The organism is Paenibacillus pabuli (assembly GCF_039831995.1).
Lineage (GTDB): Bacteria > Bacillota > Bacilli > Paenibacillales > Paenibacillaceae > Paenibacillus > Paenibacillus pabuli_C.
This window is the reverse complement of record NZ_JBDOIO010000005.1, coordinates 427,288-451,776: the sequence shown is the minus strand read 5'-3', so window position 1 is coordinate 451,776 and position 24,489 is coordinate 427,288. Positions and strand designations below refer to the sequence as shown.

Sequence of the window (24,489 nt, the reverse complement as noted above, 5' to 3'; positions counted from 1 at the left end):
GTAGATGAGTCCATGGAATTTACACGAATTACTTCAATTAATGATCCTCTGTTTGCCCAAATGCACAAGCTGATGCAGGAAGTTTTCCCACCTGAGGAAGTACTGGACTTTCCGCTGTGGCAGGAACCGCTGGAAGACCCCGGCATTCGTGTATTTGTGGCTGTACATGAAGGAAACGTCGTGGGGGCGACAGAATACCGCTATTACGAAGACTGGAATGTGGCCATGACGGATTTTACGATCATCGGCCGTGAAGGTTTGGGCATTGGCAGTTTCCTTGCCAACCATCGGAAGCGTGACCTGCAGCAGCTTGCTGCCGCAAACGGCAAGGAACTGTTTGGCATGTTCGCCGAGATCTATAATCCGTATCTTAGCCAGGATCATGCATTTGGCGGCATCAAACCAATGGATCCGTATGTGCGGCGCGAAGTGCTGTCCCATCTCGGATATCAACGACTGGATTTCCCATATGTTCATCCTTCCTGGCAAGGGGATGGGGAAGCAGTAGGTGGTCTTGACCTTTGCTTCATGCCGGGCAATGAGGAGCAGGGAGAACTGCCAGCCAGCCTGGTGGCGGATTTCCTGAATCGCTATTATGCCGTCCTGCCGAATAAACCCCAGGAATGGCTTGCCATGATAGACCAGCTGAAAGCTCGCACTACAGTGCCTCTGCTGCCTTTGTAAGTACAACTTTCGAATTATTTACAGCATGACATGGCCATGATTGGCTGGAAATGCATAGAGCCCATGAAGCAGGATTCCATTCCTGTTCCACGGGCTCTTTTAATAGATTGAATGATTGCTTCTAGCTACTTTTCTGTATTTCGGTCAGGCAACTGGTTCAAATAACTGTTGGACAAATGCATAAGATCCAAAGCACGCTCGTACTCGTCCTTGGTAATGTAACCCGAGGAGGGCGATGTGCCGTCATCTATTGTGGCATTTGCCGGAACAGCGGCCTCTTCCGATGACTCAGGTTTCTGATTCGAACGGTTCTCCACGTGCTTGATATCCTGCCTGCCGGCGTCAGCAAGCGAGTAATGGGTTCCATCACCATAACCTGTCTCCGGAATGAATAGGGAAGCGTCATTCAGCACGGAGCCGGAGGGCAAATAGTAGCGCTCAGGCAGCAGATTGCCCGACTCCCGCAGCAGATCCTGCCCGAAGTGCAGTTGATCCTGGAGAGATGCCCCTGTGAGTCCGGCTATCGTTGGCAGAATGTCCACCTGTCCGCCGATCTGATGGAGCTGCTCGGCAGGTGTAACACCGGGCGCTGTAATGATAAGCGGAATGTTAATCATGTCCGCGGATGTATACTCCCGGCCGTAGATTTCCTTCATTAACTCTTTGTCGTCCCGATCCAGCGAGTAGATGGGCAGGCCAAGGTGGTCTCCGTATACCACCAGCAGGCTATTTTCCCACAGTCCGCGTTGTTTCAGACCCTCAATAAACTGCCCTACCGCCTGATCGGCATAATGCTGGGATACGAGATAATCGCCAGGCAGTGTATCCGTGTACCGCTCGGGCAGCGTCAGACTAACCTTGCTCTCCGGCAAATGGTAGGGGTGATGCGCGGACATGGAGATGATCTGTGCATAGAAGGGCGAACCATCTGCCTGCATCTCCTCCAATTTATCGAGGGTCTTGGAATACAGCACCTCATCCGATGCCGAGAAGGCAATCGAATCCTCGGTGCCAAAATAATCGATATCGTAATATTGATCAAAACCAAGTGCCTTATACAGCTGATCGCGATTCCAGAAACGAACATCGTTGGAATGGAAAGTAGCTGTCTGATACCCGTCAGCGGACATCAGTTTGGGGAGACTTGGCAGGGCTTTATCGGCATACACCGTAGATGCTGCTCCGTTTGGCGGCGTATAAAATGATGTATTTACAACAAACTCGGCATCCGATGTATTCCCCTGGCCTACCTGCTGATAGAAGTTCGGAAAATACAAACTTTCCTGTGCAAGCTGGTTGAGATGTGGCGTGACTTCCTGGCCATCCACCTTCAGACCAATCAGGAAATTCTGAAATGATTCCAGCTGCAGGACAATCACATTCCGGCCCTTGGCTGCTCCCGAATCCACAATGGCATCGATCTCTGTCGTTTGTTTGACCTGATCGATTCGATTCTGATTAATCTCATCAAGTGGAACGGGCTTGTCAGGTCGATCTGCCAGAATAGTATAAGCCTCGTAACCGAGGATCCCCATTTGTTCCGCTTGGGTAATTTCGCTCATGCTTGCCCGGTTCGGATAGATATTCAGCATGCAAATTACCAGGGATATTATCAGAATAACGGAGGCGACTCTGCGTCTGCTTCTGCGATCCAGAGGTATCCTTTCCGGACGTTCGGTAATGCCAAGCTTAATCCGGCGCCGGATCAATATGCCACCAATAATCAGAACATCCGCGAAAATAAACAGGTAATACGGATCCAGCAGGGAGAACATGCTGCTCTTCACCGACGTCACCTGATTAACCTGCGCGAGTGCATGATAATTGACGATAACCCCGTAATACTTGTAATACATAATGGCTGCGAAAAAAATGCCTGACAGCACCAGGTTCAGTGCAAGATAGGCCCACATCCGTCTTTTGGCGGCAAACCACTCAATCAGACAGAAGCAGATCCAAATCAGCGGCAGCTCGGTAAGCAATGGTTTCCAGACCGGGATATCATCGAAAATGACGATCCAGGCCAGGGAGCTTTTGATAATCATGATCACGGTAAACAATATAAACGGTCCGCTTAGAAACCGGGTGAGTGAACTGCGTGACAACATAACCGCCTTCCCTTCCGAAGTTTCATTTAACAAGTATTATGCTACCTCATGGTATGTTGTGTCAAAAATCCGAAATAGAAAAGCCCCTCCCATTCAGGGAGAGGCCATGTGATCTGCTGCATACGTAAAACTCGTGGGATGCTGGCGTCTATTAAACTGCCAATTATTCTATCGTATATGTCGTGACATAAGAGGCTCTTGGAAACATGGCTGGTTTCTGTGCGGTCAGCCCTTCACTTGTACTGCGATTGCGGTGGGCATGATTGTATGCCTGAGATTGCTGCCAGTTTTTGAAGTGATCCTCTGACTCCCACAGGGTAAGTACAACATACGTATCATCCTTCAGGGGACGGAGCACACGAATGCCGACAAAACCCGGCTCGTCCTCCACTTTGCGCGCACGATTTTTGAACCGCTCCTCGAAGTCACCACGGCCGTCTTCCGTAACCGGGATATTATTCAAAACAGCAAAGCTGCCGCCTGTCCAGGAGCCTGCGGCATCAAATGCCTCATATGCGGCTACGCTGTCATTTGGCTCAATATTGAGCAGACGTTCACTTGTTTCAATGGCAAGACGAACCTGCTCCTCGCTCCGCAAGGTCAGATGCGGATATGCAGCGAGCACGTCCGGTATCGGGGAAGGAACCAAATAAATATACATGGAAGCTGCCTCCTTAAATGTACGTTCCCCCTCAACATAGCATATGGGGAGGGACGAGTCCAATCTGCAGAATGGCTGGTTTGGTCAGCTCCTTTCATGATAAAGTAGAAAGACTAAAACAGAACGGGTGATCGCATGACAAAGACCATTCAAATATCGGTCAGACCTTTGGTTGAATATGTATATCGCAGCGGCAGCATTCGTCCCGGTTTCCGCTCCAATGCATCCATGCAGGAAGGAACCCGGATTCACCAGCGGGTGCAGAAGGATTATACGGAAGAAGATCTGAAAGAAGTTGTGCTCGAAGCTGAAATCCAGCATGGGGACTTGACTTATGTGGTGGAAGGGCGATGTGATGGGCTGATTCGTCTGGAGGGTCAGCTGACCGTCGATGAGATCAAATCAACAGCCGGCAACCTGGATGAACTGGGCGACGGACTTCCGGTCCACTGGGCGCAGGCCATCATGTATGCATATATGTATGCTGTTCGGCAGGATGAGCCAAGAATGCAGGTGCAGCTCACCTATGTGCAGACTGTGACTAACCAGGAGAGAAGATATCGGCGCATGCTGGAACGTGAGGAGCTTGAGCAATTTGCCGCTGAGGTTATTGCTGGATATGCTCCTTATGCCGAGATGATCGCTGCATATGAAGAGAAGCGGGACATCACTGTAAAAGAACTGCCGTTTCCGTTCCGCAAATATCGTGAAGGGCAGCGCAAGCTTGCAGGGGCAGTATATCAGACCATTCGTGAAGGCAAGGGACTGATGGCAAAGGCTCCAACCGGAATTGGGAAGACGATGTCCGTATTATTTCCCGCAGTCAAGGCCATTGGTGAAGGTGAAGCCAGTCGATTGTTCTATCTTACGGCAAGAACGACGACTCGTGTTGCGGCAGAAGAAGCTTTTGCCAAAATGCAGGCAGAAGGGCTGAACATGCATGTGATCAGCTTGACCGCCAAGGACAAGATCTGCTTCAAGGAAGAAGAAGCCTGTGATACCGGACAGTGCGGCATGTGTGAAGGGTATTATGATCGCATTAATGGGGCAGTGCTGGATATGCTGGAACATGAAACATTGATGACACGCCCGGTCATTGAACAATACGCGCGCAAGCATCGGGTATGTCCGTTCGAATTTTCATTGGATGCGGCATATGCGGCCGATGCAGTCATCTGTGACTATAACTACATTTTTGACCCGCGTATTTCCCTCAAGCGCATGCTGGAGGAGCAGAAACGCAAAACGGTGCTGCTGGTCGATGAGGCGCATAACCTAGTCGATCGCGGCCGCATGATGTTCTCCGCTGAGCTGGAGAAGGCTGTTTTCCTGGATGTCAAAAGGGAATTTAAGACGCTAGGCAGCAGTGTCGCCGCCGCGAAGGCCATTACAGACCATGCGGGAGCCATCGACAAGTATCTGATCACCCTGCGCAAAAACGGGGGAGAAGAGGGCAAGCTGCTGCAGCAGGAAGCGCCGGAAGAACTGATTGAATTGCTGGAGCCCTTTGTCATGGTTGCAGAGCAAAATCTTGTGGAAGGCGGTTCGGGAAATGCCGAGACGGATCAACTGCTGCTGGATGCCTATTTCACGGCTCAGAATTTCCTGCGTATCGCCAAGCTGTACGATGAACGATTCGTCACGTATGCCGAATGTGTGCGAAGCGAAGTGAGAGTGAAGCTGTTCTGTCTCGATCCATCCGTGCTGCTTCGCCAGACGGCGAAAGGGTTCCGCTCCATCATTCATTTCTCGGCAACCTTGTCGCCGCTGCGTTATTACCGGGACATGCTTGGTGCAGAGGAGGAGGATTACACTTTGCGTATCCCTTCACCCTTTCAGCGGGAACAATTGGATGTAAGACTGCTTCCGCTATCCATTCGCTATAAGGACCGGCAGCAATCAAGGCAGCCGATTGCGAATATGCTGCACCAGCTCGTATCCGAGTGGCCGCGCAGCAATCTGCTTGTCTTTTTCCCTTCGTATCCGTATATGCGTGAAGTCTATGAGACTTATATGCAGCTTCCTGCCCAGGCCGATACGGTCATGCAGGAACAGGGCATGAGTGAGCTGGAAAGGGAGGCATTCCTGAATGCATTCCAGCCGCATCCGGAACGAACGCGGCTCGTATTCGCCGTGATGGGTGGCGTATTTTCAGAAGGAGTGGATCTGCCGGGAGATCGTCTCAATGGGGTTGTCGTGGTGGGTGCAGGGCTTCCCCAGATTGGACTGGAGAACAACGTTCTTCGTGACTATTTTGATCGCTCAGGACGTAACGGTTTCAACTATGCTTATGTATTTCCCGGGATGAACAAAGTGCTGCAGGCAGGCGGCAGGCTGATTCGGACGGAAGAGGATACGGGCGTACTCGTACTGGTGGATGATCGCTTCACCCAGGAGCCGTATCGTTCGTTGCTGCCGGAGGAGTGGCTGGATTACAAGCGCATCTCACCTTCATCCGGAAACTTATCTGAGGGTGATTGAAGCATAGGCCAAAAAGGGTATTACTTGGATAGCAAACGAACGAACAAGGGCGAATACATATCCGTTCCAACGTCCGCTTCGAAAGCAATCAAGGAGGTCGGTTTTTGATGAAAAGAAATCATACGATGATGCAGTTTTTTGAATGGCATTTGGCTGCAGACGGTAAGCATTGGAAACGACTGGCCCAAATGGCTCCGGAGCTGAAAGCCAAAGGCATTGATTCGGTATGGGTGCCCCCTGTCACCAAAGCCATTACCCCTGAAGATACCGGATATGGTGTCTATGATCTGTACGATCTCGGGGAGTTCGACCAGAAAGGCAGTGTGCGGACGAAGTATGGCACCAAACAGGAATTGGTGGAGGCCATTGCCGAGTGTCAGAAAAACGGCGTAGCCGTCTATGTTGACCTGGTCATGAACCACAAGGCGGGTGCCGATGAGAAGGAAGTTTTCAAAGTCATCGAAGTTGACCCGAACGACCGGACAAAGGAAATATCCAAACCGTTCGAGATCGAAGGCTGGACCAAATTTACGTTCCCGGGTCGTGGCGACCAATACTCTTCCTTCAAATGGACCTCCGAGCACTTTAACGGTACGGACTTTGATGCGAGGAAGGAACGCAACGGCATATTCCGCATCGCAGGAGAGAACAAGAATTGGAGTCAGAATGTCGATGACGAGTTTGGCAACTATGATTATCTGATGTTCGCCAATATCGATTACAATCACCCGGAGGTCCGCAAGGAGATGCTCCAATGGGGAAAATGGCTGATCGATACGCTGCAATGCAGTGGTTTCCGCCTGGATGCGATCAAGCATATCAACCATGAATTCATCAAGGAGTTTGCAGCAGAGATGATTCGCAAGCGGGGGCAGGACTTTTACATCGTAGGCGAGTTCTGGAATTCCAATCTGGATGCCTGCCGTGAATTCCTGGATACGGTGGATTATCAGATTGATCTGTTCGATGTGTCTCTTCACTACAAGCTGCACGAAGCTTCACTGGCAGGCAGGGACTTCGACCTGTCCAAAATCTTTGATGACACGTTGGTTCAGACACATCCAACACATGCCGTAACGTTTGTGGATAATCATGATTCGCAGCCGCATGAAGCGCTGGAATCGTGGATTGATGACTGGTTTAAACCGAGCGCGTATGCACTTACCCTGCTGCGCCGTGATGGGTATCCGGTCGTCTTTTACGGGGATTATTATGGTATTGGTGGTCCCGAGCCTGTGGAGGGTAAAAAGGAGATTCTGGATGTCCTGCTGTCTGCCCGTTATAACAAAGCTTATGGAGAGCAGGAGGATTACTTCGATCATCCGAATACAATTGGATGGGTACGCCGCGGCGTGGAAGAAATCGAGGGATCCGGTTGTGCGGTGGTGGTCTCCAATGGGGATGATGGCGAGAAACGAATGTTTGTCGGCGAACATCGCGCCGGTGAAGTATGGACGGATCTGACACACAGTTGCGAGGATAGCATCACCATTGAGAAGGATGGATGGGCTACTTTCCATGTGTGTGGCGGAGGTTTGTCCGTATGGGCTTTGCCTGATGACGAGAGTGTGACTGAGTAAGATCGGGATATAAATAAAGACAACTAAACCACCTGAAATGGCGACGGAATGCCTGCAGGTGGTTTTTCTGCTGGGTCCAGCTTTTATTATTGTGCTATCCTATAATGGAATAATAAACCAAATACATGTGCGTTGATCATTAGTTAGAAGTATTTTTTTTATGTAGACTCTAGGGGGTCGATGGATTGAGGAGAATTATACATACGGGGGCATGCTTACTTTTAATGGTGTGTTTGGTGGCCTGCAGCATATTCCCAAACAAGGGGCCGAACGGTGAAACCAGACGAACAGACGACTACACGCTTAATTCCGAGCGACGAGATCTTAATCAACACATTTTGAAGAACCCAGGCTCCTTCAGGGAAAATTCCCCCAATGACTATACATTAACAGCAAGTGTGAACGTAAGTCATGAAAACGGGGCTGACTTTATTACATATGAAATCTTGGTAAGCGAGGTTCGGGTGCCAATGGATAATGTAATTCAGTCTTTTACACTAAATTCATCCATGTTAAATAATATCAATGCCTCGGAGCTTCTTAACTCTAACGTGCACAATACACACGAAACGAGCCTCGGTCCGGACAATGAACCTTTGGGATTAAGCTTGAGCAGGGAATATACGTTGAAGCCAGAAACGGAGATAGACAGCAATATCATTCATGTCTACGAGAACATGTACATTAAAATCTCCTATGGACCGAATGAGGATCGAACAGAAGATTACTTTCATCTGAAAGCCGAACCCTCTTCCGAGGCGATGGATTACTTGAGAACATGGAGAGAGGATGAATAAATAGAAAGGCAGCTCTATTCGGCTCCGTATGGGAACGTGAACGAAGGCCACCTCATCTTCTAGTAAATTGATGCTTCAGCTCCTGAAACTACTCGAAGCATCCTATACTTACATTACTTCTCATCCAGCTCAAACGATTCCAATGTGCCGACCATCTGCAGATCATGCTCGCGGTTGAACTGTTTCCGTTTGTCCGCATCAGCATATTCGTCATGATAGTGCATCAAGACCGTTTTCTGTCTCACTTCCGCAGGCAGTTGTTCCAGGTCCTTCAGTGAGGTATGTGATTTGATCACCAGATCATGCATATGGCATTCATGGAATATCAGCTGCACATCGGCAGCAGTTTGTTCGACCCTGTCCTGATCCAGCGTGCTATCCGCACTGTAGTAGAAGTAGGGCTTGGCAAGAATACCATTGCTGACCATGCCCGGAACGTGCTGGGTGCGGAAAGTCTCGAACGTCACGCCGCCCAGCTCAAATGTGCCTCCATCCGGCAGTGGGACGATATCATAATAATCGTTCATCGTACGCTCGCCATCGGTGGTGTAGCGCATGCCTGGAGATAAAATATTCCATAACGGCTCGACCAGCTGTTCGTGGATAAACAGGCGTGGTTTACGGTCACCCACAATTTGAGAATAGTATCCGAGCATTTGTACGCCGTTGATGTGGTCCTCATGCAAATGTGTGATAAATACATTATGGATATCGGTCATAGGAAACCCAACCTCTTTGAGCGCTTTCGCATTCGATTCCGGAAAATCAATGACCAGATGTGTACCTCCAAATTCGGCGAGCATGCTGTTGTGATGCTGCTCCACGCTGAACATGTCTCCTGTGCCCAGAAATGTAATTTTCAACGATTTCATCTCCTTGTATGATCTTCAGATCAGCATATGTACCATTAAAACCAGTATATCTTGTTCGGGGGCATATGCCTAAAGCAACCTTTTTTGAATACGCTATCATTTTTTATTGAACTTTGGGAGGAAACAGTGTAGCGTAAAGGTGGGAAGTGTACCCATATGAACGTAAACTCACCCAAAGGGAGCGTGCGAAGCGAATGAAGTCTTTTTTGGATGAACAATTTTTGCTGCACAATGAGACAGCCGTCAAGTTATATGAGGATTATGCCAAGGACATGCCGATTATTGACTATCACTGCCATCTCAGTCCTCAGGAGATCTACGAGAACAAGACGTTTGGCAATATTACGGAAGCCTGGTTATACGGGGATCACTACAAATGGCGCTTGATGCGAGCGAACGGGATTGAAGAACGATACATTACCGGCGGCGAAGGAGTGACCGATTATGATCGCTTCCTGGCTTATGCCAAAACGGTACCGATGATGATCGGCAACCCGTTATATGCCTGGTCTCATCTGGAGCTGCAGCGTTACTTCGGGGTATACGAAGTGTTGAATGAGAGCAGTGCTCCAGGAATCTGGGACAAGGTAAACGCCAAGCTGAACAGTGAAGGGTTTGGCGCACGTGACCTGATTACGAAATCGGGCGTCACTGTGGTGTGCACGACGGATGACCCTTGCGATTCCCTGGAATACCATCTGAAGATTCAGGAGATCGAAGGCTTCGATACAGCTGTACTGCCTTCTTTCCGTCCGGATAAAGGACTTGAATTGAACCGGGATACCTTCACGGAATGGGTGGGCAAGCTATCTCAGGCTTCGGGCACAGCAATTTCCGATTATGATTCATTCCTCTCAGCGCTGGAATCCCGGGTGGAGTTCTTCCATTCCGTAGGGGGCAGAGTATCCGACCATGCCCTGGATTACGTGCCATATGGCAAGGCAACGCGGGAAGAAGCGGCAGCCATTTTTGCCAAAGCACTCGCAGGTCATCAAGTGAGCCGTGAGGAAGAGAACAAGTACAAGACCGTTACACTGACCTTCCTGGGCAAGCTCTATGCAGAGCGGGGTTGGGTGATGCAGTTCCATATGAATGCGGCCCGTAACAATAACAGCCGGATGTTCGCACGGCTTGGACCGGATACCGGATATGATGCCGTGAATGATACGCCGCTTTCTTCCGCGATGATCGGTCTGCTGGATGCACTGGAGCAGGAGCAGGCGCTGCCAAAAACCATTCTTTATTCATTGAATCCGCGGGATAATGAAGTGCTGGCTGCCATTATCGGCAGTTTTCAGGGCGGCGGTATTCCGGGCAAAATTCAGCTTGGCGCAGCATGGTGGTTCAACGATACCAAGGACGGCATGCTCGCTCAGATGAAGGCTCTGGCCAACGTCGGCCTGCTCAGCCGCTTTGTGGGGATGTTGACAGACTCCCGCAGCTTCCTCTCCTATACACGGCATGAATATTTCCGCCGTCTGGTCTGCAATCTGATCGGGGAATGGGTGGAACAAGGGGAGGCACCGCATGATATGGAATTGCTCGGACGGATGGTCCAAGGCATTGCTTACAATAATGCCAAGGAATATTTCCCGTTCTCGGCTTCCCTTAAAACCGTATCCGCTTCGCAGTCCTGATTAACATAGAACTTTTCGAAACCGTGGCGACCTGTCACGGTTTTTTGTGGTGTCATTTACCTGTTTGACTTTCAATACGGACGGAAATATAATTAGGTAGCCTAATTAATTGATGTGCTATTTAATAGTGATCCTATGTTAATTGAGAATTCATTGAGAATGTAAAAAAGGAGGACCCCTATATGACAGGTCTGGATCCAGTGGCCCAGAAGCTGCTGTATTCCATTATGCAGTTTAATAAAGGCAAATGGAGGCAGCATAAGCCCCACGGTCGCAACCATAATGAAATTATGGTATTGGCCTGTTTGCTCCACGGCTCACATCCGGGAGAACGTCTGGATTGGAGAGATAATCCCCCCGATTTCAACAGCGAATTGAATGAAGATCATCCAGGACTGAAAGTATCAGAGATTAGTGCATTGCTGCGAGTAAAATCTCCGACAATCACCCCAGTCATTCGTGGTCTTGAGGACGAGGGACTGGTCAAACGAACAATGGACCCCGACGATCGCCGTGCCGTGCGCATTACGATTACGGAAGCAGGCCGTGATATTATTCGGGCTGCTCATGAAGAGCGCATGCAGATATTCAACCGATTGGTTGAGCATCTGGGAGAGGAAGACAGTACCCAGTTAGCCGAGCTGCTGACGAAAGTATATAGCTTTTTTGATACTCTTGCTTCCCTTCAAAAGGAGCAATCGACAGAAGGAGATGATACGCCATGATGAAATTGTTTCGCATGCTCAAGCCTTATCAAATCCCCATTATCTTCATTTTGGGTCTGGTATTGCTGCAATCGCTCGCCGAGCTGTACCTGCCAACCTTGATGGCGGATATCGTCAATGATGGTATCGTCAAAGGCGATGTTCCGTACATCTGGCAAATCGGCGGCTGGATGCTGGTGATTGCCATCGCAGGAACGGCTTGCTCCGTGATAGCCAGTTACCTGTCTTCCCGTACAGCTGGCGGATTCGCCAAACAGCTGCGAAGCCGGGTTTTTCGCCACGTGGAGAATTTCTCGCTGCAGGAGTTTGATAAGCTCGGTACCGCATCACTGATTACTCGTACGACGAATGACATTACACAGGTTCAGAACGTATTAACGATGATGCTGCGCATGATGATCATGGCTCCGATGATGTGTATCGGTGGTATTTTCATGGCGGTATCCCAAGACGCCAAGTTGTCCACTATCTTCCTCGTAGTGCTGCCTGTACTGGCTGGTGCTATTGCTCTGATTGGGGCCAAAGGTCTCCCGCTATTTAAACAAATCCAAAAAAAGCTCGACCGTCTGAATTTGGTTCTGCGTGAACAGTTGACAGGTATTCGTGTTGTTCGTTCTTTCAACCGCGGAGAACATGAACGCGTTCGTTTTAACGGCGCGAATACGGATCTGAGAGATGCTTCTATTAAAGTTAACGTTCTGATGGCGACATTGATGCCTGTCATGATGCTTGTCATGAACTTCTCCATGATTGCCATTCTTTACTTCGGAGGACAGCGCATAGACAGTGGGAACATGGATATCGGTTCCCTGATTGCGTTTATCCAGTACGCGATGCAGATTATGTTCTCGCTGATTATGGTTTCCATTATTTTTGTCATGATTCCAAGAGCTTCTGCATCCGCAGAACGGATCAACGAAGTGCTGGATATGCAGCCTGACCTTAGTGATCCGGAGCAGCCGCGCAGTATGAAATCTCTGCAGGGCACCATTGAATTCGACAATGTTACCTTCCGTTATCCGGGAGCAGAGAATGCTGCCCTATCGGGTATTTCGTTTACGGCCCGTCCTGGCGAGACGACAGCCATTATTGGCGGTACGGGATCAGGTAAGTCCACACTGCTTAGCCTTATTCCCCGTTTCTATGATGTAACGGAAGGCAGCGTGCGGGTAAACGGTACGGATGTACGTGAAATTAGTCAGGAAGATTTACGGGCAAAAATTGGCTTTGTGCCACAAAAGGCAGTTCTCTTTACGGGGACGATTGCGGAGAATATCCGTCATGGTAAGGATGACGCCACGATGGAGGAAATCGTTCATGCTGCCCGGACCGCTCAGGCCGAGAACTTTATTTCCGAGATGAAAGAAGGATATGACAGTCTTATAGCTCAAGGTGGTAATAACGTGTCTGGCGGACAGAAACAGCGTTTGTCCATTGCACGCGCACTTGTTCGCCGTCCGGAAGTGTATATTTTTGACGACAGCTTCTCCGCCCTAGATTTCAAAACAGACGCCAAACTACGGGCAGCATTGAAATCCGAAACGACTGAAGCTGCGGTGCTTATTGTGGCCCAGCGCGTTAGCACAGTTATGGATGCGGATCGGATTCTGGTTATGGATGAAGGACGCATTGTCGGTTCCGGCACCCATAAGGAGCTGCTCGCGAACAATGAAGTGTACCGCGAGATTGTATCATCCCAGCTGACAGAGGAGGAGATCGCATGAGTGAACGTACCGAACATAAAAGCAGAGCACCACGTTCCGGCGGACCAGGTCACCCTGGTGGTGGTATGGGCATGCGTCCTCCGGGCGAGAAGCCGAAGGACTTCAAAGGTACACTGCGGCGGCTGATCCAGTATCTCCAGCCGCACCGTTATCGCCTGCTCGGTGTACTGGTTGCAGCGATTCTCAGTACCGTGTTCAGCATTATCAGTCCGAAGGTCATGGCTGAAGGAACCGATATCTTGAGCCAAGGCGCCATTGCCATTCTGCAGGGCATACAGGGCGCGGGGATTGATTTTTCGGCATTAATGAAAGTGTTGTACCTGCTCCTGGGATTGTACCTGTTCAGTGCAGCATTTATGTATATTCAGCAATATTTGATGGCTGGCGTTGCCCAGCGGGTGGTCTATGACATGCGTGAGCAGATCAGCGCCAAAGTAGGCCGGCTGCCACTGAAATACTTTGACTCCCGCACCCATGGGGAGACGCTCAGTCGGGCGACCAATGATGTGGATAACATCAGTAATACGCTTCAGCAGAGTTTGGCACAGTTTATTACTTCTGTCGTAACCATTGTCGGGGTAATTATCATGATGCTGACGATTAGTCCATGGATGACGCTGATCACCATTTTGACGCTGCCACTCAGTGTAATCGTTGTGATGCTGGTAGCTTCCCGTTCACAAAAGCATTTTGCCGGTCAGCAGAAATCACTTGGTGAGCTGAACGGACATGTTGAGGAAATGTATACCGGACACAAGGTCGTAAAAGCATTTGGACGCGAAGAACAATCGGTGCAGCAATTCGAGAAAGTGAATGAAGAGCTGTATGAATCCGGCTGGAAGGCCCAATTTATCTCAGGGATCATCATGCCGCTCATGAGCTTTGTTGGTAACCTGGGTTATGTTCTGATCTGTGTGGTCGGCGGGATCTTTGTTACGCGCGGGGCCATCTCGATCGGGGATATTCTGGCGTTTACGCAGTACTCTCGTCAATTTACACAGCCGATTAACCAGATTGCGAACATCTCCAATATCATTCAATCCACCATCGCTTCGGCGGAACGGGTATTTGAGCTGCTGGATGAAGAGGAAGAGGTTCCTGAGTCCAACCAGCCAGTACAATTAAAACAGCCTAAAGGAGCGGTTGCGTTCCAAGGCGTTAATTTTGGATATAAAACGGATGAACTGCTTATCAAAAATATGAATATTGATGTAAAACCGGGTCAGACCGTAGCCATTGTAGGACCAACTGGAGCCGGTAAGACGACACTGATTAACTTGTTGATGCGTTTCTATGAAATTCAGGAAGGCCAAATTACGATCGACGGTATCGATATCCGGGACATGGAACGCGGCAAGCTGCGCAGTCTGTTCGGAATGGTGCTTCAGGATACATGGCTGTTTAACGGAACCATTCGGGACAACATCGCTTATGGACGTGAGGGGGCAACCGAAGCGGAAGTGATTACGGCAGCAGATGCGGCGCATGCCGATCACTTTATCCGTACGCTGCCTGATGGTTATGATACGGTGCTGAACGAAGAAGCATCGAATATCTCTCAGGGACAGAAACAGCTTCTGACGATTGCCAGAGCCATATTGGCGAACCCGTCCATTCTTATTTTGGATGAAGCAACGAGCAGCGTCGATACACGGACCGAGGTATTTATTCAGAAAGCGATGAATGATCTCATGAAGGATCGTACCAGCTTCGTTATTGCACACCGTTTGTCCACGATTCGAGGCGCGGATCTCATCCTCGTCATGGATCACGGTAATGTGATCGAACAGGGCAATCATGAGGAATTGATGGCACAGCAAGGATTTTATGCAGATCTGTACAACAGCCAGTTTGCAGAGCAGCAGCCGCAGGCGATCTGATTAGAAGGATTGCATAAAATAATATAAATTAAGCCGGGACTCCCTGATGGGAGCCCCGGCTTATTTGTTGTAGATTATCATTTTTGCCGCAAGGTTGAATTGAATTACTTGTCTTTGGATTCCACCACAGCTGCTTGATCTGCGGCATCAATGGAATCCGACTTCACTTCCAGCTTCGCGTCCGTGCTCGCTTCTTGAAGAGCAGAAGGAATGGGTTCACCCGGAATCCGCTCCCGCTGTTCGATCATGCGTTTCACGACCTCATAACAGTCATCGACATGTTTGTTACCCACATAACGCATGGCCGTGAAGCTGAGAGCCGCGGCAAGACCTTGGCCTGCAAGCGGGACGAACTTGGCAACGGATTTGGTGGCTACGCGGATCCCGACCCGTTTCAGCACCTGGACGACAAGTTCCTTCGTTACCATGCGTCCGATCACTTTGCTTCCGATGGACACCACGAATCCGTAAATCATGGATTTGGTCTCGGGGTCCATCCCATCGAGCTGTTTTTGCGATAATCCGAATTTATTGTTAATGGCAGGCAATAGCTGCATCAGCATCCCCACATCAGCCAGTACGTCTGTACCGGGTAAAGGGACAAGCGTAGTACCAGCAGATGCGGTTGCTCTCTTGCGCACCATAGTGCGGCATTCCTTGCGGACTTGCTCCAATTGTTCCAACGTTGCCGGAATCATAGGGAATCCCTCCATTCGTATATGGTAAAGATATAACCAATTTAGCTCCTTTTGAATGGCTCGTTCTCCAGTGGAGCGGAATATATCGTATGGGGTAACCTTTTCTCTCTTTCTTGCGTTTAGTAAAAAAAGGGAATTACCTGTTTGCCATGAACGTGAACGTCTTCTAGTTATTACGGATGTGAGGGGATTACGATGCAGGCACGGTTATATTTACACCTGTTATTATGGTGTGTATGTTGGCTGTTCATTACAAGTTGTTCAGTAATCGTCTCATCGAAAGGTATCGTTACTGCTTCAACCTTTGCGGCTAAAGGGTAAACAAGCATTAGAATGGAGGAAGAGAGCGATGACATTTAACAAAGCGTTGTTAATTCATCACAATCATGCCGGAAAAGCGAGTCGTGTGGATGCTGTAGGTACTGCAACCGGGGTACTTGCGCCTGCCGTTCGTGAGCTTGTTGTTGTACGTACGGATGAACCCGGAGAGGGGGAAGCCTTGTGCCGAGAACGCGGGGAGCAGTTCGATGTCGTTTTTATTTTGGGTGGAGACGGTACGGTGCATGAATGCGTGAACGGACTGGCGAGTCTGCAGAACCCGCCGCTGATTGCGATTTTGCCCGGTGGTACGTGTAATGATTTTGCGCGTTCACTCGGACTGTCACCGGATGTGGAGACTGCGGCACGTCAGCTGCTTGAAGGTCACGCTGTTTCAATCGACATGGGACGGGCCAATGATCGGGTATTCACGAACTTTTTTGGCATCGGATTAATCAGTGATACATCGCAGAATATTAACTCCAACCTGAAGGGTACGCTGGGCAAGCTGAGTTATTTCATCAGTACGCTGCAGACCATTAACAATACGGAGCCTTTTCATTACCGGATGGAGGCGGACGGCAAAACGATGGAAGGCGAAGCCGTCATGATCTATGCGGCTAACGGACGGTTTCTTGGAACGAATTCACTGCCCTTTGCCCCAGATGCGCTGCAAGACGGTGAACTGGACATCCTCGTTATTCATGAGACGGGTATCCCGCTGCTGCGAGAGATTTTGTCCCACAAACCGGAGGGAGAGTGGCAGCCTCAGAATGAAAGTATCAGTTACTTCAAGGCATCAACCCTGTTTCTGGAGACGGATGCTCCTATGCCTGCTGATACGGATGGCGAATTGTACATGAAGACACCCGCCGAGCTGTCGGTGCTGGCGGGTCATCTGACTTTTTTGACCGGGGATGTGTACTAAGCACGTCTCCGGTTTCTTTTTTTCTTGAACATTCAACCTTGCTCCGTAGGGCTTGTCATCTGACTAGTGGTATGCCGTTCACGGAATTCATGTTCCAGCATGCTCATCAGAATGGCATCGTGATATTGATGATTGTAATACAATACATCTCTTCGTGTCCCTTCGCGCCGGAAGCCCAGCTTCTCGTAGGTTTGAATGGCCCGCTCGTTGAAGGCGTACACTTCAAGCTCAATTCGGTGCAGATTACAGATGCCAAAACCATAATCTAGCATCAACAGCAGCGCCTCGCTGCCATAGCCCTTGCCTTGGTGCTCTGCACGATCGATTCCTATTCGCAGGTGTGCGCTGCGGTTCTTGGCATGCATGTCCATGAGGACAACCTCGCCGATGAGCTGGTCATTTTCCTGTAAGGCAATGAGCAGCATGAGTCGCGAATCATCCTGACCTGCGTTCTCAACAAAGCGTTCCACTTGTGTGCGGGTAAAGCTGTTCTGTGTTCCTGTAAGTCTACGCATCTCAGGGTCAAACAGACCAGGAAAGTAGTCATCGACATCCGTCGTCTCGAAGGGACGAAGATAGATGCGTTCTGTCTCCAGCAGACGGGGAACACGCGGGGATGATGTAGGTTGGGACATAAGTGATACCTCCTAAAAAAGTCATAACCTCGGGCATGACAAAGGGTCTGCCATTATAAATGGACTGTACGAATTAATGGATACGAACATGAGTATCTCTCAGTTAATTATACTTCACTTTCGCTGAACGGCCCCATTCAAAAACAAAGCAACCAGCTCATGCGCCAGCTCTCCAATGCTTCCATGCATCGTGCGCACATCCTCGCGGTTCGCCAGCATGAGCAGGGATGTAAACGCCTGGGCGAGCAGCATAGGGTTCGCAGTCCGAAAATGACCGTTATCCATCTCCTGTTTGAAATGTGCAGCGAGAACATCGAAGATCTGGGTCTCGGCTTCACGGATCTGAGCAAGCTGGTCGGCACTCAGATAGGATTCGGCTTCACGCATCATTGTCTCCGTATCCACATGAGACTGCTGCATTTTGGCTGCAGCGACATTCTCCAGCCGCTGCTGCAATGATCCGGGCTCTTCCAAAAGTAGAGCCGTCTGCTGCCTGCCCATGGCCATCATCCGTGTTATGGCAACAGTGAAGAGCTCGGGTTTGCTGGAAAAGTGGTAATAGATGGACGCCTTGGTCACTTGGCATAGTGAGGCAATCTGCTGAAGGGAGACGGGTTCATAACCGTATTCCATGAATAACTGCGAAGCAGTCATCAGTATTTTGGACTGGACCGATGTCTGATCGGTACCTGCTTTCGGTCTTCCTGGTGACCGGGAAGGCGTCGTTTTTTTAGTCATGGGGCATACCTCTTTACATAAAAATTATCTTGGCATAAAGTGTTCAAAAAATTAGTATTGCAATATTAACCTTACGGTATATATAATTAACTCGATTATACTATGACCCGTGGTTCATTTCTACAATTCATATACAATACGGTTTCATAGAAACAGAACAGGAGATGAAGAAACGATGCAAGAAGGATCGGGCTACGGCCGCTGGGTTGCGGGCAAACGAACCAAATGGATTACACTGTTAGTATGGATTATTATTGCGGTTGTACTCGGCGTGTTGTGGCCAGCTGTAGGCGAGCGCGAGACAAATAACGCACAAGACCTGAGTGATTCCAAACCATCGGTACAGGCAGCTGCGATTGCCCAGAGGGAATTTCCAGGCGGGGAAGGCCTCCCGGCATTAATTGTATGGCATCAAGCCGGCGGGCTGACGGATCAGCAGATTGAACAGATTCAGGCGCTGACCGAGCGGTTGGATCAGGATCCGGTAGAGCAGCAGCAAGCGGTTGTGCCGCTGTACCAATTACCGCCACAGGCAATTCAAGGCCAGTTGTCGGAAGACGGAAGTACGCTGGTTATGCCGCTTTTCTTCAATGAAGGTGCAGACTCTGAACAGCTGCAGGAAGGCATAGAGGCAGTTGAACAGAAAACGGAGGACATTTTCGGCTCCAACCCGTTTGACGTAGCCATTGATGATGCCAACACCTTAAGCGCACGGGTCACCGGACCTGTAGGTATATCCATTGATGCAAGCGGACTTTTCTCATCGGCAGACGTATCCCTGTTGATTGCAACAGTGGTTCTCGTTTTGGTACTGCTGCTGCTGATCTACCGTTCCCCGGTACTGGCGATCATCCCCATTATTGCGGTTGGCTTCGCCTACATGGTCACAAGTCCAATTCTTGGATTTATGGCGGATCAGGGCTGGATAACGGTTGATGCACAGTCCATCTCCATCATGACCGTATTATTGTTCGGAGCAGGAACGGACTACTGCCTGTTTATGATCTCCAGATTCCGTCAGATTCTGTACCATGAGCCGGATAAAAAGAAAGCATTGTTCCAGGCCATTACCGGATCATCCGGTGCGATCGCCATGAGTGGATTCACAGTCGTTGCAGCCTTGCTGGTGCTGCTGCTGGCTGAGTACGGTGCATATCATCGTTTTGCCGTTCCATTCAGTTTGTCCATCTTCATCATGTTTATTGCCAGCCTGACGCTGGTTCCGGCACTGCTTGCAATCTTCGGTCGGGGTTCATTCTACCCGTTCGTACCGCGTACGCATGATATGGAAGTGGAGCGCGCCAAGAAAAAAGGCAAACCGGCTCCGGCTCCGCGCAAAATCAAGGAAAGCTGGATTGGCCGCACCGTCATCACCAAGCCATGGACTGTACTGGCCATTACGCTGGTACTGCTCGGTGGACTTGCTGCCTTCTCCAGCCAGATCAAATTCACGTATGACCTGCTGTCTTCCTTCCCGGAAGATGTACCTTCTCGTGAAGGGTTTACGGTCATTGGGGAACAGTTCTCCGAAGGCGAATTGGCCCCAGCCAAGATCATTATTGATGCAGAGGGCAAGGAAACCGATCTGAAGCAGCGTCTCGAAGCATTGGATTACGTAAGCAAGGTGGGTGAAGCTCAGCAGGGTGCTGATAATGCCAACATCACCGCCTATGATGTCGAGTTTAACTTGAATCCATACTCGATGGAGGCCATGCAGCATATTCCGGACCTGCGGGCAACAGCTGAGCAGGCATTGACCGATGCAGGAATCACGGGCGTGGACAGTCATGTCTGGATTGATGGTCAGACTGCAGAGCAATATGACATCGAGGTAGCCGGAGAACGGGATGCAAGCATTATTATTCCGGTTGTCATTGGGATGATCACGCTGCTGCTCTTGTTATACTTGCGCTCTGTGGTCGCTACGGTGTATCTGATCGCCACCGTGGTGCTCTCCTACTTCTCGGCACTTGGACTTGGATGGCTCATCATCCATTATGGGCTTGGTGCAGATGCAATTCAGGGTGCGATTCCGCTGTATTCCTTCGTATTCCTGGTCGCACTGGGTGAGGACTATAACATCTTCATGATCTCAAGCATCTGGCAGAAACGCAAAACGATGCCACTTCGCCAAGCGATCAAGGAAGGTGTAGGTGAAACGGGATCGGTCATTACATCGGCCGGACTGATACTCGCAGGAACATTTGCCGTACTGGCAACACTGCCTATTCAGGTACTGGTGCAGTTCGGGATTATTACGGCAGCGGGTGTGCTGCTGGATACTTTCCTTGTTCGCCCGTTCATGGTGCCTGCCATTACAGCCTTGTTGGGTAAATGGGCATTTTGGCCTGGCAAATACAAGCCTGTCGCCGAGGAAGCAGGCGAGAAGCAAACGTCCTCCATGTAATCTGAAGTTGAGAATCAGGATGTATTCATTCATGCTAGGCTCGATGAGCAGGGCATGGACTTGGAAGATGCGGGCAGTGCGACAACAAGCACTGTCCGCATTTTTATGCCAACTATGAGGGGACGGTTTACGTATAACAGGGTTTTGGGACATAATAGAAGGAACGTTGGTCCAGAGGGCTGACGGATGGGAAGAACATCAATGGGACAACCAGGGGAAGGATGAAAGTAAGCAATGACGAACCAACTTAACGTGTATTTTAACCATGACGGCGGCGTGGATGACCTCGTATCGCTGTTTATGCTTCTGCAGATGGACAATGTAAAAGTGACAGGTGTATCGGTTATTCCGGCAGACGGATATCTGGAGCCAGCGACAGATGCCAGCCGTAAAATTATTGATCGCTTCGGTACATATTCCGTAGAAGTATCGAAATCCAATTCCAGAGGCAAGAATCCATTTCCTGCAGCGTGGAGATTGCACTCCTTTTATGTAGATGCACTGCCTATATTGAACGAATCTGGCAAAATGGAAGCTCCATTGTCAGCTGTTCCGGCTCACCAGCACCTGATTGAGAAGGTTCGTAACACAGAAGGCAAAACACTTCTTCTGTTTACCGGCCCACTTACAGACCTCGCACGTGCACTTGACGAAGCACCAGACATTGAAGAGAAAATCGACAAGCTGGTATGGATGGGCGGTACGTTTGAAAAAGGAAACGTGGAAGAGCCTGAGCATGACGGTACAGCCGAATGGAACGTCTTCTGGGATCCGGAAGCAGCTTATCGCGTATGGGAGAGCGGCATCCAGATTGACCTGGTTGCACTGGAAAGCACGAACAAAGTACCTCTTACACCTGCTGTTCGTAATCGCTGGGCAGCAGAGCGCCGCTTCGAAGGTGTGGATTTCCTCGGAAACTGTTATGCAGGATGCCCGCCACTGGTGTATAGCGAAACGAATTCCACGTATTATCTGTGGGACGTGCTGACAACGGCTTCCGTTGGGCGCGAAGATATCGTGAAGAAGAAAACCGTGAATTGCATCGTAATTCCGGATGGTCCTAGCCAAGGACGTACGGTAGAGCAAGCAGACGGACGTCCAGTACAACTGGTGTACGATACGGATCCGGATGCATTCTTCACGTATATGACCGATCTGGGTAAAAAGGCTGCTCCGCAGCGCTACTAATCCAGACAACCAGATCGTTGTCTTCTATATAAAAGGATCGTAAAAAGCCGCAGGCAGATGGCCCGGGATTTCTCCGGGTTTCTGCCGTGCGGCTTTTTGTTATATTCAGTCTTAAAAAATGTATCTGCATGCCATAGCGTAATGCGGTGATTACTGGATTGGCAAGGTAATGGAGCATCAAGGATTACATGGTGCCGCCACCCTGGCGGATGGAAGGAGGGATTTTCTCGGGTCCCTGGTTAATATACCGGTTAATAAATGTACCGACTTTGGCATCGTCGAAGGTGTCCAGCTTCATCGTTTTTGTCCAGGCAGTCACGACGACTTCACTGCCCTCTGGAATATCCTTGTTGGGTACAGCAAGAATGCCGGATCCAGCCTCACGGAACTTGGTCAGATATTTCAGGTGTTCCTTCAACTCGTCACTGGCATTCTCACGATAATAGATGATGATATCGCCATGCTCCAGATTGTGAACAAGATAAGGATACCCCGGGAAATCGGTGTAAAAGCCAAACTTGATATCATGTGGATTATGGGGACCTGAAGTAGGAATGGCCATGTCGTAATCGATAGGCTCTTCCGTATGCTCTGCACCATAGTAAGGGTCATCCGTGACTTCAATGTTGGCGTTAGCGTTAAGATCAGCCACGTCATATTTGTCGAATGCGCCTTGTGTGAAGAAAAGAATAAGGATTATGACGGAGACACCGAGTAATGCGTGTGCAGCCAGCCGGATGGATCGGCTTTTCTTCTTGATGGTGGCTCGTTCCTCTTTCTTCATATGACTTAGTACCTTGCCTTGTGTACGTGAAGCAAGGATATAAGCTACGATGGATAGCAGCAGCAGGACTGCCCCTACAATGAGCCACAGATAAGATGTTCCTGCCTCGTGGTTCATTTGCATGTGATTCATATCGTGATTCATCGGTTGACCCTCTTCTTTCTTTTCTAAAATGGAAATAGCATTAATTTCACTACAATACGTAGTGTTAGGCTGCGCCAAGAACCCGTCATCAGGAAGATAGTGAAGTGCATCGGTACGTAAATACAAACATAAGGTTTGCACTACACATTATAGTGTATCGAAGATGCCAGTGCAATCCTGGATCGGGAAACGAAAAAAGACTCTTCTGAACGATGCAGAGGAGTCTTTCCGAAATGTCAATTCAATATAAAGTGCTGCTTACAGACGACCAAAAGGCGAAAGCATCATGCCCAGAATTCCAATAATGGAGCCTGCGAGCAAACGGTACAAAATATAGAGCAAAACAACGTTGGCAATAAGTACTGTATACATGCTGTCGAGGGCTGACTTGGTACGATTAAGCGGATATTGGAACAGCACTGCATTCAAGCCTGCAAAAACAATGACATAAGAAACAACCAGAAGGAAGATCGCAATTGGATATGAAATAAAGATAAACAGGTTCGCGAGTACGAGGGCTGCAACGGACGGAACGAGTAGGGTACCATACTGCGCCACAAGCGTTTTCGGACGGAACGTGACTTTCTCTATTTTCAATACAGCGTAGATCAGTACGACGGCCACAATCAGGATTATGACGGTAAACAGCAGCGGGCGAATGAATCCGGCTACGAATAAACCTCCCATATCCAATCGGCTGAAGGTAAGCAAAAAGTATGTAGAGGACAGGATTGCGATGAGAGCCATCGTAATCAACCCGTTCAGCGCATGTTGTTCGCCAACGGTTTTCATGGCCTGATAAGGACGGGCTAGGATGCTAAGAAAATAGGATAAGTACTGTTTACTGACTTCTTTGGCTTGCTGAACTTTCTCATTTTGCATGACATTATTCCACTGGTTCGTGTTACTGTCTCCAGCAGACGAATGGTTATTTGGGCGTGAAGTGTCATATCCCTGTTCAGTAGGTGTTGGAGCCGATGGAGTATGGGATGAGACGGATGGAGAAGATGATGCTTGGGTACTGGACCAACGTGTATATTCCGATTCGGCAGCAGCTGCTGATTCGTGGTCACGGGGAGCTGTCGAGGAAGATGAGGACTGAGTCAGATCTGTACCACACCTCTCGCAGTAATGTGCACTTCCATTTTCATGATTACATACTGGGCATTTCATGGGATGAGCCTCCAATTTCATATATTAAGTAACACATACATTTTGTCTCATTTTAACGGCTGGTGCCGAACTTTGTCTATGTTTACAGCCAAATTAATAACCGTAATTTCCCAAATGGAGTGACTTGTGTATCAAAAATGAGTTATTAAGCAACAATATTATAGGAAGTCATGAGGTAGAGAGTTTTCGTATACAGCAGAATTGGCATATGAATTTCAGTGTTTTTTTGGCCATCGTTCGCTTTTATGTGTTATTTGCATGTTAAGTATATCTTTTGGGTTGCCTCTCACCTCATATTTATGTATAATCAAACGTGTTAACACGTCG

The 24,489-nt window shown here is 49.3% G+C and carries 19 protein-coding genes; 11 read left to right on the top strand and 8 right to left on the bottom strand.

Features of this window, described 5'->3' with window-relative positions; translation table 11 throughout:
- Positions 1-12 precede the first annotated feature (12 nt).
- Complete coding sequence (locus tag ABGV42_RS28735) at positions 13-684, top strand: GNAT family N-acetyltransferase (RefSeq protein WP_347384774.1); 672 nt, start codon at positions 13-15, stop codon at positions 682-684.
- 125 nt (positions 685-809) lie between these two features.
- Here the strand turns inward: ABGV42_RS28735 and ABGV42_RS28730 are convergent, their stop codons facing one another.
- Complete coding sequence (locus ABGV42_RS28730) at positions 810-2,792, bottom strand: LTA synthase family protein (protein WP_347384773.1); 1,983 nt, start codon at positions 2,790-2,792, stop codon at positions 810-812.
- Between the two features lie 163 nt (positions 2,793-2,955).
- Positions 2,956-3,453, bottom strand: coding sequence for an antibiotic biosynthesis monooxygenase family protein (locus tag ABGV42_RS28725; protein ID WP_347384772.1), 498 nt, complete (start codon positions 3,451-3,453; stop codon positions 2,956-2,958).
- Positions 3,454-3,588: 135 nt separating this feature from the next.
- Here ABGV42_RS28725 and ABGV42_RS28720 point away from each other — a divergent pair, with 135 nt between their 5' ends.
- The 3 genes from ABGV42_RS28720 (at position 3,589) to ABGV42_RS28710 (ending at position 8,311) form a co-directional block, all read left to right on the top strand.
- On the top strand, positions 3,589-5,934 hold the full coding sequence (locus tag ABGV42_RS28720; RefSeq protein WP_347384771.1) for an ATP-dependent DNA helicase: 2,346 nt from the start codon (positions 3,589-3,591) through the stop codon (positions 5,932-5,934).
- A gap of 107 nt (positions 5,935-6,041) precedes the next feature.
- Entirely contained in the window at positions 6,042-7,514 is a 1,473-nt protein-coding gene (locus tag ABGV42_RS28715; RefSeq protein WP_347384770.1) for an alpha-amylase, read from the top strand.
- A 470-nt stretch (positions 7,515-7,984) separates the two neighbouring features.
- Positions 7,985-8,311, top strand: coding sequence for a hypothetical protein (locus ABGV42_RS28710; RefSeq protein ID WP_347384769.1), 327 nt, complete (start codon positions 7,985-7,987; stop codon positions 8,309-8,311).
- 113 nt (positions 8,312-8,424) lie between these two features.
- Here the strand turns inward: ABGV42_RS28710 and ABGV42_RS28705 are convergent, their stop codons facing one another.
- Positions 8,425-9,174, bottom strand: coding sequence for an MBL fold metallo-hydrolase (locus ABGV42_RS28705; RefSeq protein WP_347384768.1), 750 nt, complete (start codon positions 9,172-9,174; stop codon positions 8,425-8,427).
- A 203-nt stretch (positions 9,175-9,377) separates the two neighbouring features.
- Between ABGV42_RS28705 and uxaC the strand changes: the two genes are divergently transcribed.
- The 4 genes from uxaC to ABGV42_RS28685 all read left to right on the top strand — a co-directional run bounded on the left by uxaC (position 9,378) and on the right by ABGV42_RS28685 (position 15,149).
- Positions 9,378-10,820, top strand: coding sequence for a glucuronate isomerase (gene uxaC / locus ABGV42_RS28700; protein ID WP_347384767.1), 1,443 nt, complete (start codon positions 9,378-9,380; stop codon positions 10,818-10,820).
- Between the two features lie 182 nt (positions 10,821-11,002).
- Positions 11,003-11,545, top strand: coding sequence for a MarR family winged helix-turn-helix transcriptional regulator (locus ABGV42_RS28695; protein WP_347384766.1), 543 nt, complete (start codon positions 11,003-11,005; stop codon positions 11,543-11,545).
- On the top strand, positions 11,542-13,269 hold the full coding sequence (locus ABGV42_RS28690) for an ABC transporter ATP-binding protein (protein ID WP_347384765.1): 1,728 nt from the start codon (positions 11,542-11,544) through the stop codon (positions 13,267-13,269). The genes ABGV42_RS28695 and ABGV42_RS28690 overlap by 4 nt, the downstream gene beginning before the upstream one ends.
- Positions 13,266-15,149, top strand: coding sequence for an ABC transporter ATP-binding protein (locus tag ABGV42_RS28685; RefSeq protein WP_347384764.1), 1,884 nt, complete (start codon positions 13,266-13,268; stop codon positions 15,147-15,149). The genes ABGV42_RS28690 and ABGV42_RS28685 overlap by 4 nt, the downstream gene beginning before the upstream one ends.
- A 104-nt stretch (positions 15,150-15,253) precedes the next feature.
- Here the strand turns inward: ABGV42_RS28685 and ABGV42_RS28680 are convergent, their stop codons facing one another.
- Positions 15,254-15,847, bottom strand: coding sequence for a hypothetical protein (locus ABGV42_RS28680; RefSeq protein WP_347384763.1), 594 nt, complete (start codon positions 15,845-15,847; stop codon positions 15,254-15,256).
- Between the two features lie 349 nt (positions 15,848-16,196).
- Between ABGV42_RS28680 and ABGV42_RS28675 the strand changes: the two genes are divergently transcribed.
- Positions 16,197-17,093 (top strand): diacylglycerol/lipid kinase family protein, encoded by an 897-nt coding sequence (locus ABGV42_RS28675; protein WP_347384762.1) that lies wholly within the window; start codon positions 16,197-16,199, stop codon positions 17,091-17,093.
- Positions 17,094-17,125: 32 nt separating this feature from the next.
- On the opposite strand, the gene ABGV42_RS28670 is transcribed toward ABGV42_RS28675, so the two are convergent.
- Together ABGV42_RS28670 and ABGV42_RS28665 are read right to left on the bottom strand one after the other, a co-directional pair.
- Positions 17,126-17,728 carry a GNAT family N-acetyltransferase gene (locus ABGV42_RS28670; RefSeq protein WP_347384761.1) on the bottom strand — a complete coding sequence of 201 codons (603 nt, stop codon included), beginning with the start codon at positions 17,726-17,728 and terminating at the stop codon, positions 17,126-17,128.
- A 114-nt stretch (positions 17,729-17,842) separates the two neighbouring features.
- Complete coding sequence (locus ABGV42_RS28665; protein WP_347384760.1) at positions 17,843-18,466, bottom strand: TetR/AcrR family transcriptional regulator; 624 nt, start codon at positions 18,464-18,466, stop codon at positions 17,843-17,845.
- A 175-nt stretch (positions 18,467-18,641) separates the two neighbouring features.
- Here ABGV42_RS28665 and ABGV42_RS28660 point away from each other — a divergent pair, with 175 nt between their 5' ends.
- Together ABGV42_RS28660 and ABGV42_RS28655 are read left to right on the top strand one after the other, a co-directional pair.
- Positions 18,642-20,873 carry an MMPL family transporter gene (locus ABGV42_RS28660; RefSeq protein ID WP_347384759.1) on the top strand — a complete coding sequence of 744 codons (2,232 nt, stop codon included), beginning with the start codon at positions 18,642-18,644 and terminating at the stop codon, positions 20,871-20,873.
- A 234-nt stretch (positions 20,874-21,107) separates the two neighbouring features.
- On the top strand, positions 21,108-22,061 hold the full coding sequence (locus tag ABGV42_RS28655; protein ID WP_095290977.1) for a nucleoside hydrolase: 954 nt from the start codon (positions 21,108-21,110) through the stop codon (positions 22,059-22,061).
- 184 nt (positions 22,062-22,245) lie between these two features.
- Here ABGV42_RS28655 and ABGV42_RS28650 read toward each other — a convergent pair whose 3' ends face one another.
- Together ABGV42_RS28650 and ABGV42_RS28645 are read right to left on the bottom strand one after the other, a co-directional pair.
- On the bottom strand, positions 22,246-22,989 hold the full coding sequence (locus ABGV42_RS28650; RefSeq protein WP_347384758.1) for a DUF3105 domain-containing protein: 744 nt from the start codon (positions 22,987-22,989) through the stop codon (positions 22,246-22,248).
- 258 nt (positions 22,990-23,247) lie between these two features.
- Entirely contained in the window at positions 23,248-24,162 is a 915-nt protein-coding gene (locus ABGV42_RS28645) for a hypothetical protein (protein WP_347384757.1), read from the bottom strand.
- Positions 24,163-24,489 lie beyond the last annotated feature (327 nt).

What these genes read in the sequence shown, in the direction of transcription:
- ABGV42_RS28735 (WP_347384774.1), top strand. Translation starts at nt 13, where the DNA reads ATGGAATTTACACGAATTACTTCAATTAATGATCCTCTGTTTGCCCAA.
- ABGV42_RS28730 (WP_347384773.1), bottom strand. Translation starts at nt 2,792, where the DNA reads ATGTTGTCACGCAGTTCACTCACCCGGTTTCTAAGCGGACCGTTTATA.
- ABGV42_RS28725 (WP_347384772.1), bottom strand. Translation starts at nt 3,453, where the DNA reads ATGTATATTTATTTGGTTCCTTCCCCGATACCGGACGTGCTCGCTGCA.
- ABGV42_RS28720 (WP_347384771.1), top strand. Translation starts at nt 3,589, where the DNA reads ATGACAAAGACCATTCAAATATCGGTCAGACCTTTGGTTGAATATGTA.
- ABGV42_RS28715 (WP_347384770.1), top strand. Translation starts at nt 6,042, where the DNA reads ATGAAAAGAAATCATACGATGATGCAGTTTTTTGAATGGCATTTGGCT.
- ABGV42_RS28710 (WP_347384769.1), top strand. Translation starts at nt 7,985, where the DNA reads ATGGATAATGTAATTCAGTCTTTTACACTAAATTCATCCATGTTAAAT.
- uxaC (WP_347384767.1), top strand. Translation starts at nt 9,378, where the DNA reads ATGAAGTCTTTTTTGGATGAACAATTTTTGCTGCACAATGAGACAGCC.
- ABGV42_RS28695 (WP_347384766.1), top strand. Translation starts at nt 11,003, where the DNA reads ATGACAGGTCTGGATCCAGTGGCCCAGAAGCTGCTGTATTCCATTATG.
- ABGV42_RS28690 (WP_347384765.1), top strand. Translation starts at nt 11,542, where the DNA reads ATGATGAAATTGTTTCGCATGCTCAAGCCTTATCAAATCCCCATTATC.
- ABGV42_RS28685 (WP_347384764.1), top strand. Translation starts at nt 13,266, where the DNA reads ATGAGTGAACGTACCGAACATAAAAGCAGAGCACCACGTTCCGGCGGA.
- ABGV42_RS28680 (WP_347384763.1), bottom strand. Translation starts at nt 15,847, where the DNA reads ATGATTCCGGCAACGTTGGAACAATTGGAGCAAGTCCGCAAGGAATGC.
- ABGV42_RS28675 (WP_347384762.1), top strand. Translation starts at nt 16,197, where the DNA reads ATGACATTTAACAAAGCGTTGTTAATTCATCACAATCATGCCGGAAAA.
- ABGV42_RS28670 (WP_347384761.1), bottom strand. Translation starts at nt 17,728, where the DNA reads ATGTCCCAACCTACATCATCCCCGCGTGTTCCCCGTCTGCTGGAGACA.
- ABGV42_RS28665 (WP_347384760.1), bottom strand. Translation starts at nt 18,466, where the DNA reads ATGACTAAAAAAACGACGCCTTCCCGGTCACCAGGAAGACCGAAAGCA.
- ABGV42_RS28660 (WP_347384759.1), top strand. Translation starts at nt 18,642, where the DNA reads ATGCAAGAAGGATCGGGCTACGGCCGCTGGGTTGCGGGCAAACGAACC.
- ABGV42_RS28655 (WP_095290977.1), top strand. Translation starts at nt 21,108, where the DNA reads ATGACGAACCAACTTAACGTGTATTTTAACCATGACGGCGGCGTGGAT.
- ABGV42_RS28650 (WP_347384758.1), bottom strand. Translation starts at nt 22,989, where the DNA reads ATGAATCACGATATGAATCACATGCAAATGAACCACGAGGCAGGAACA.
- ABGV42_RS28645 (WP_347384757.1), bottom strand. Translation starts at nt 24,162, where the DNA reads ATGAAATGCCCAGTATGTAATCATGAAAATGGAAGTGCACATTACTGC.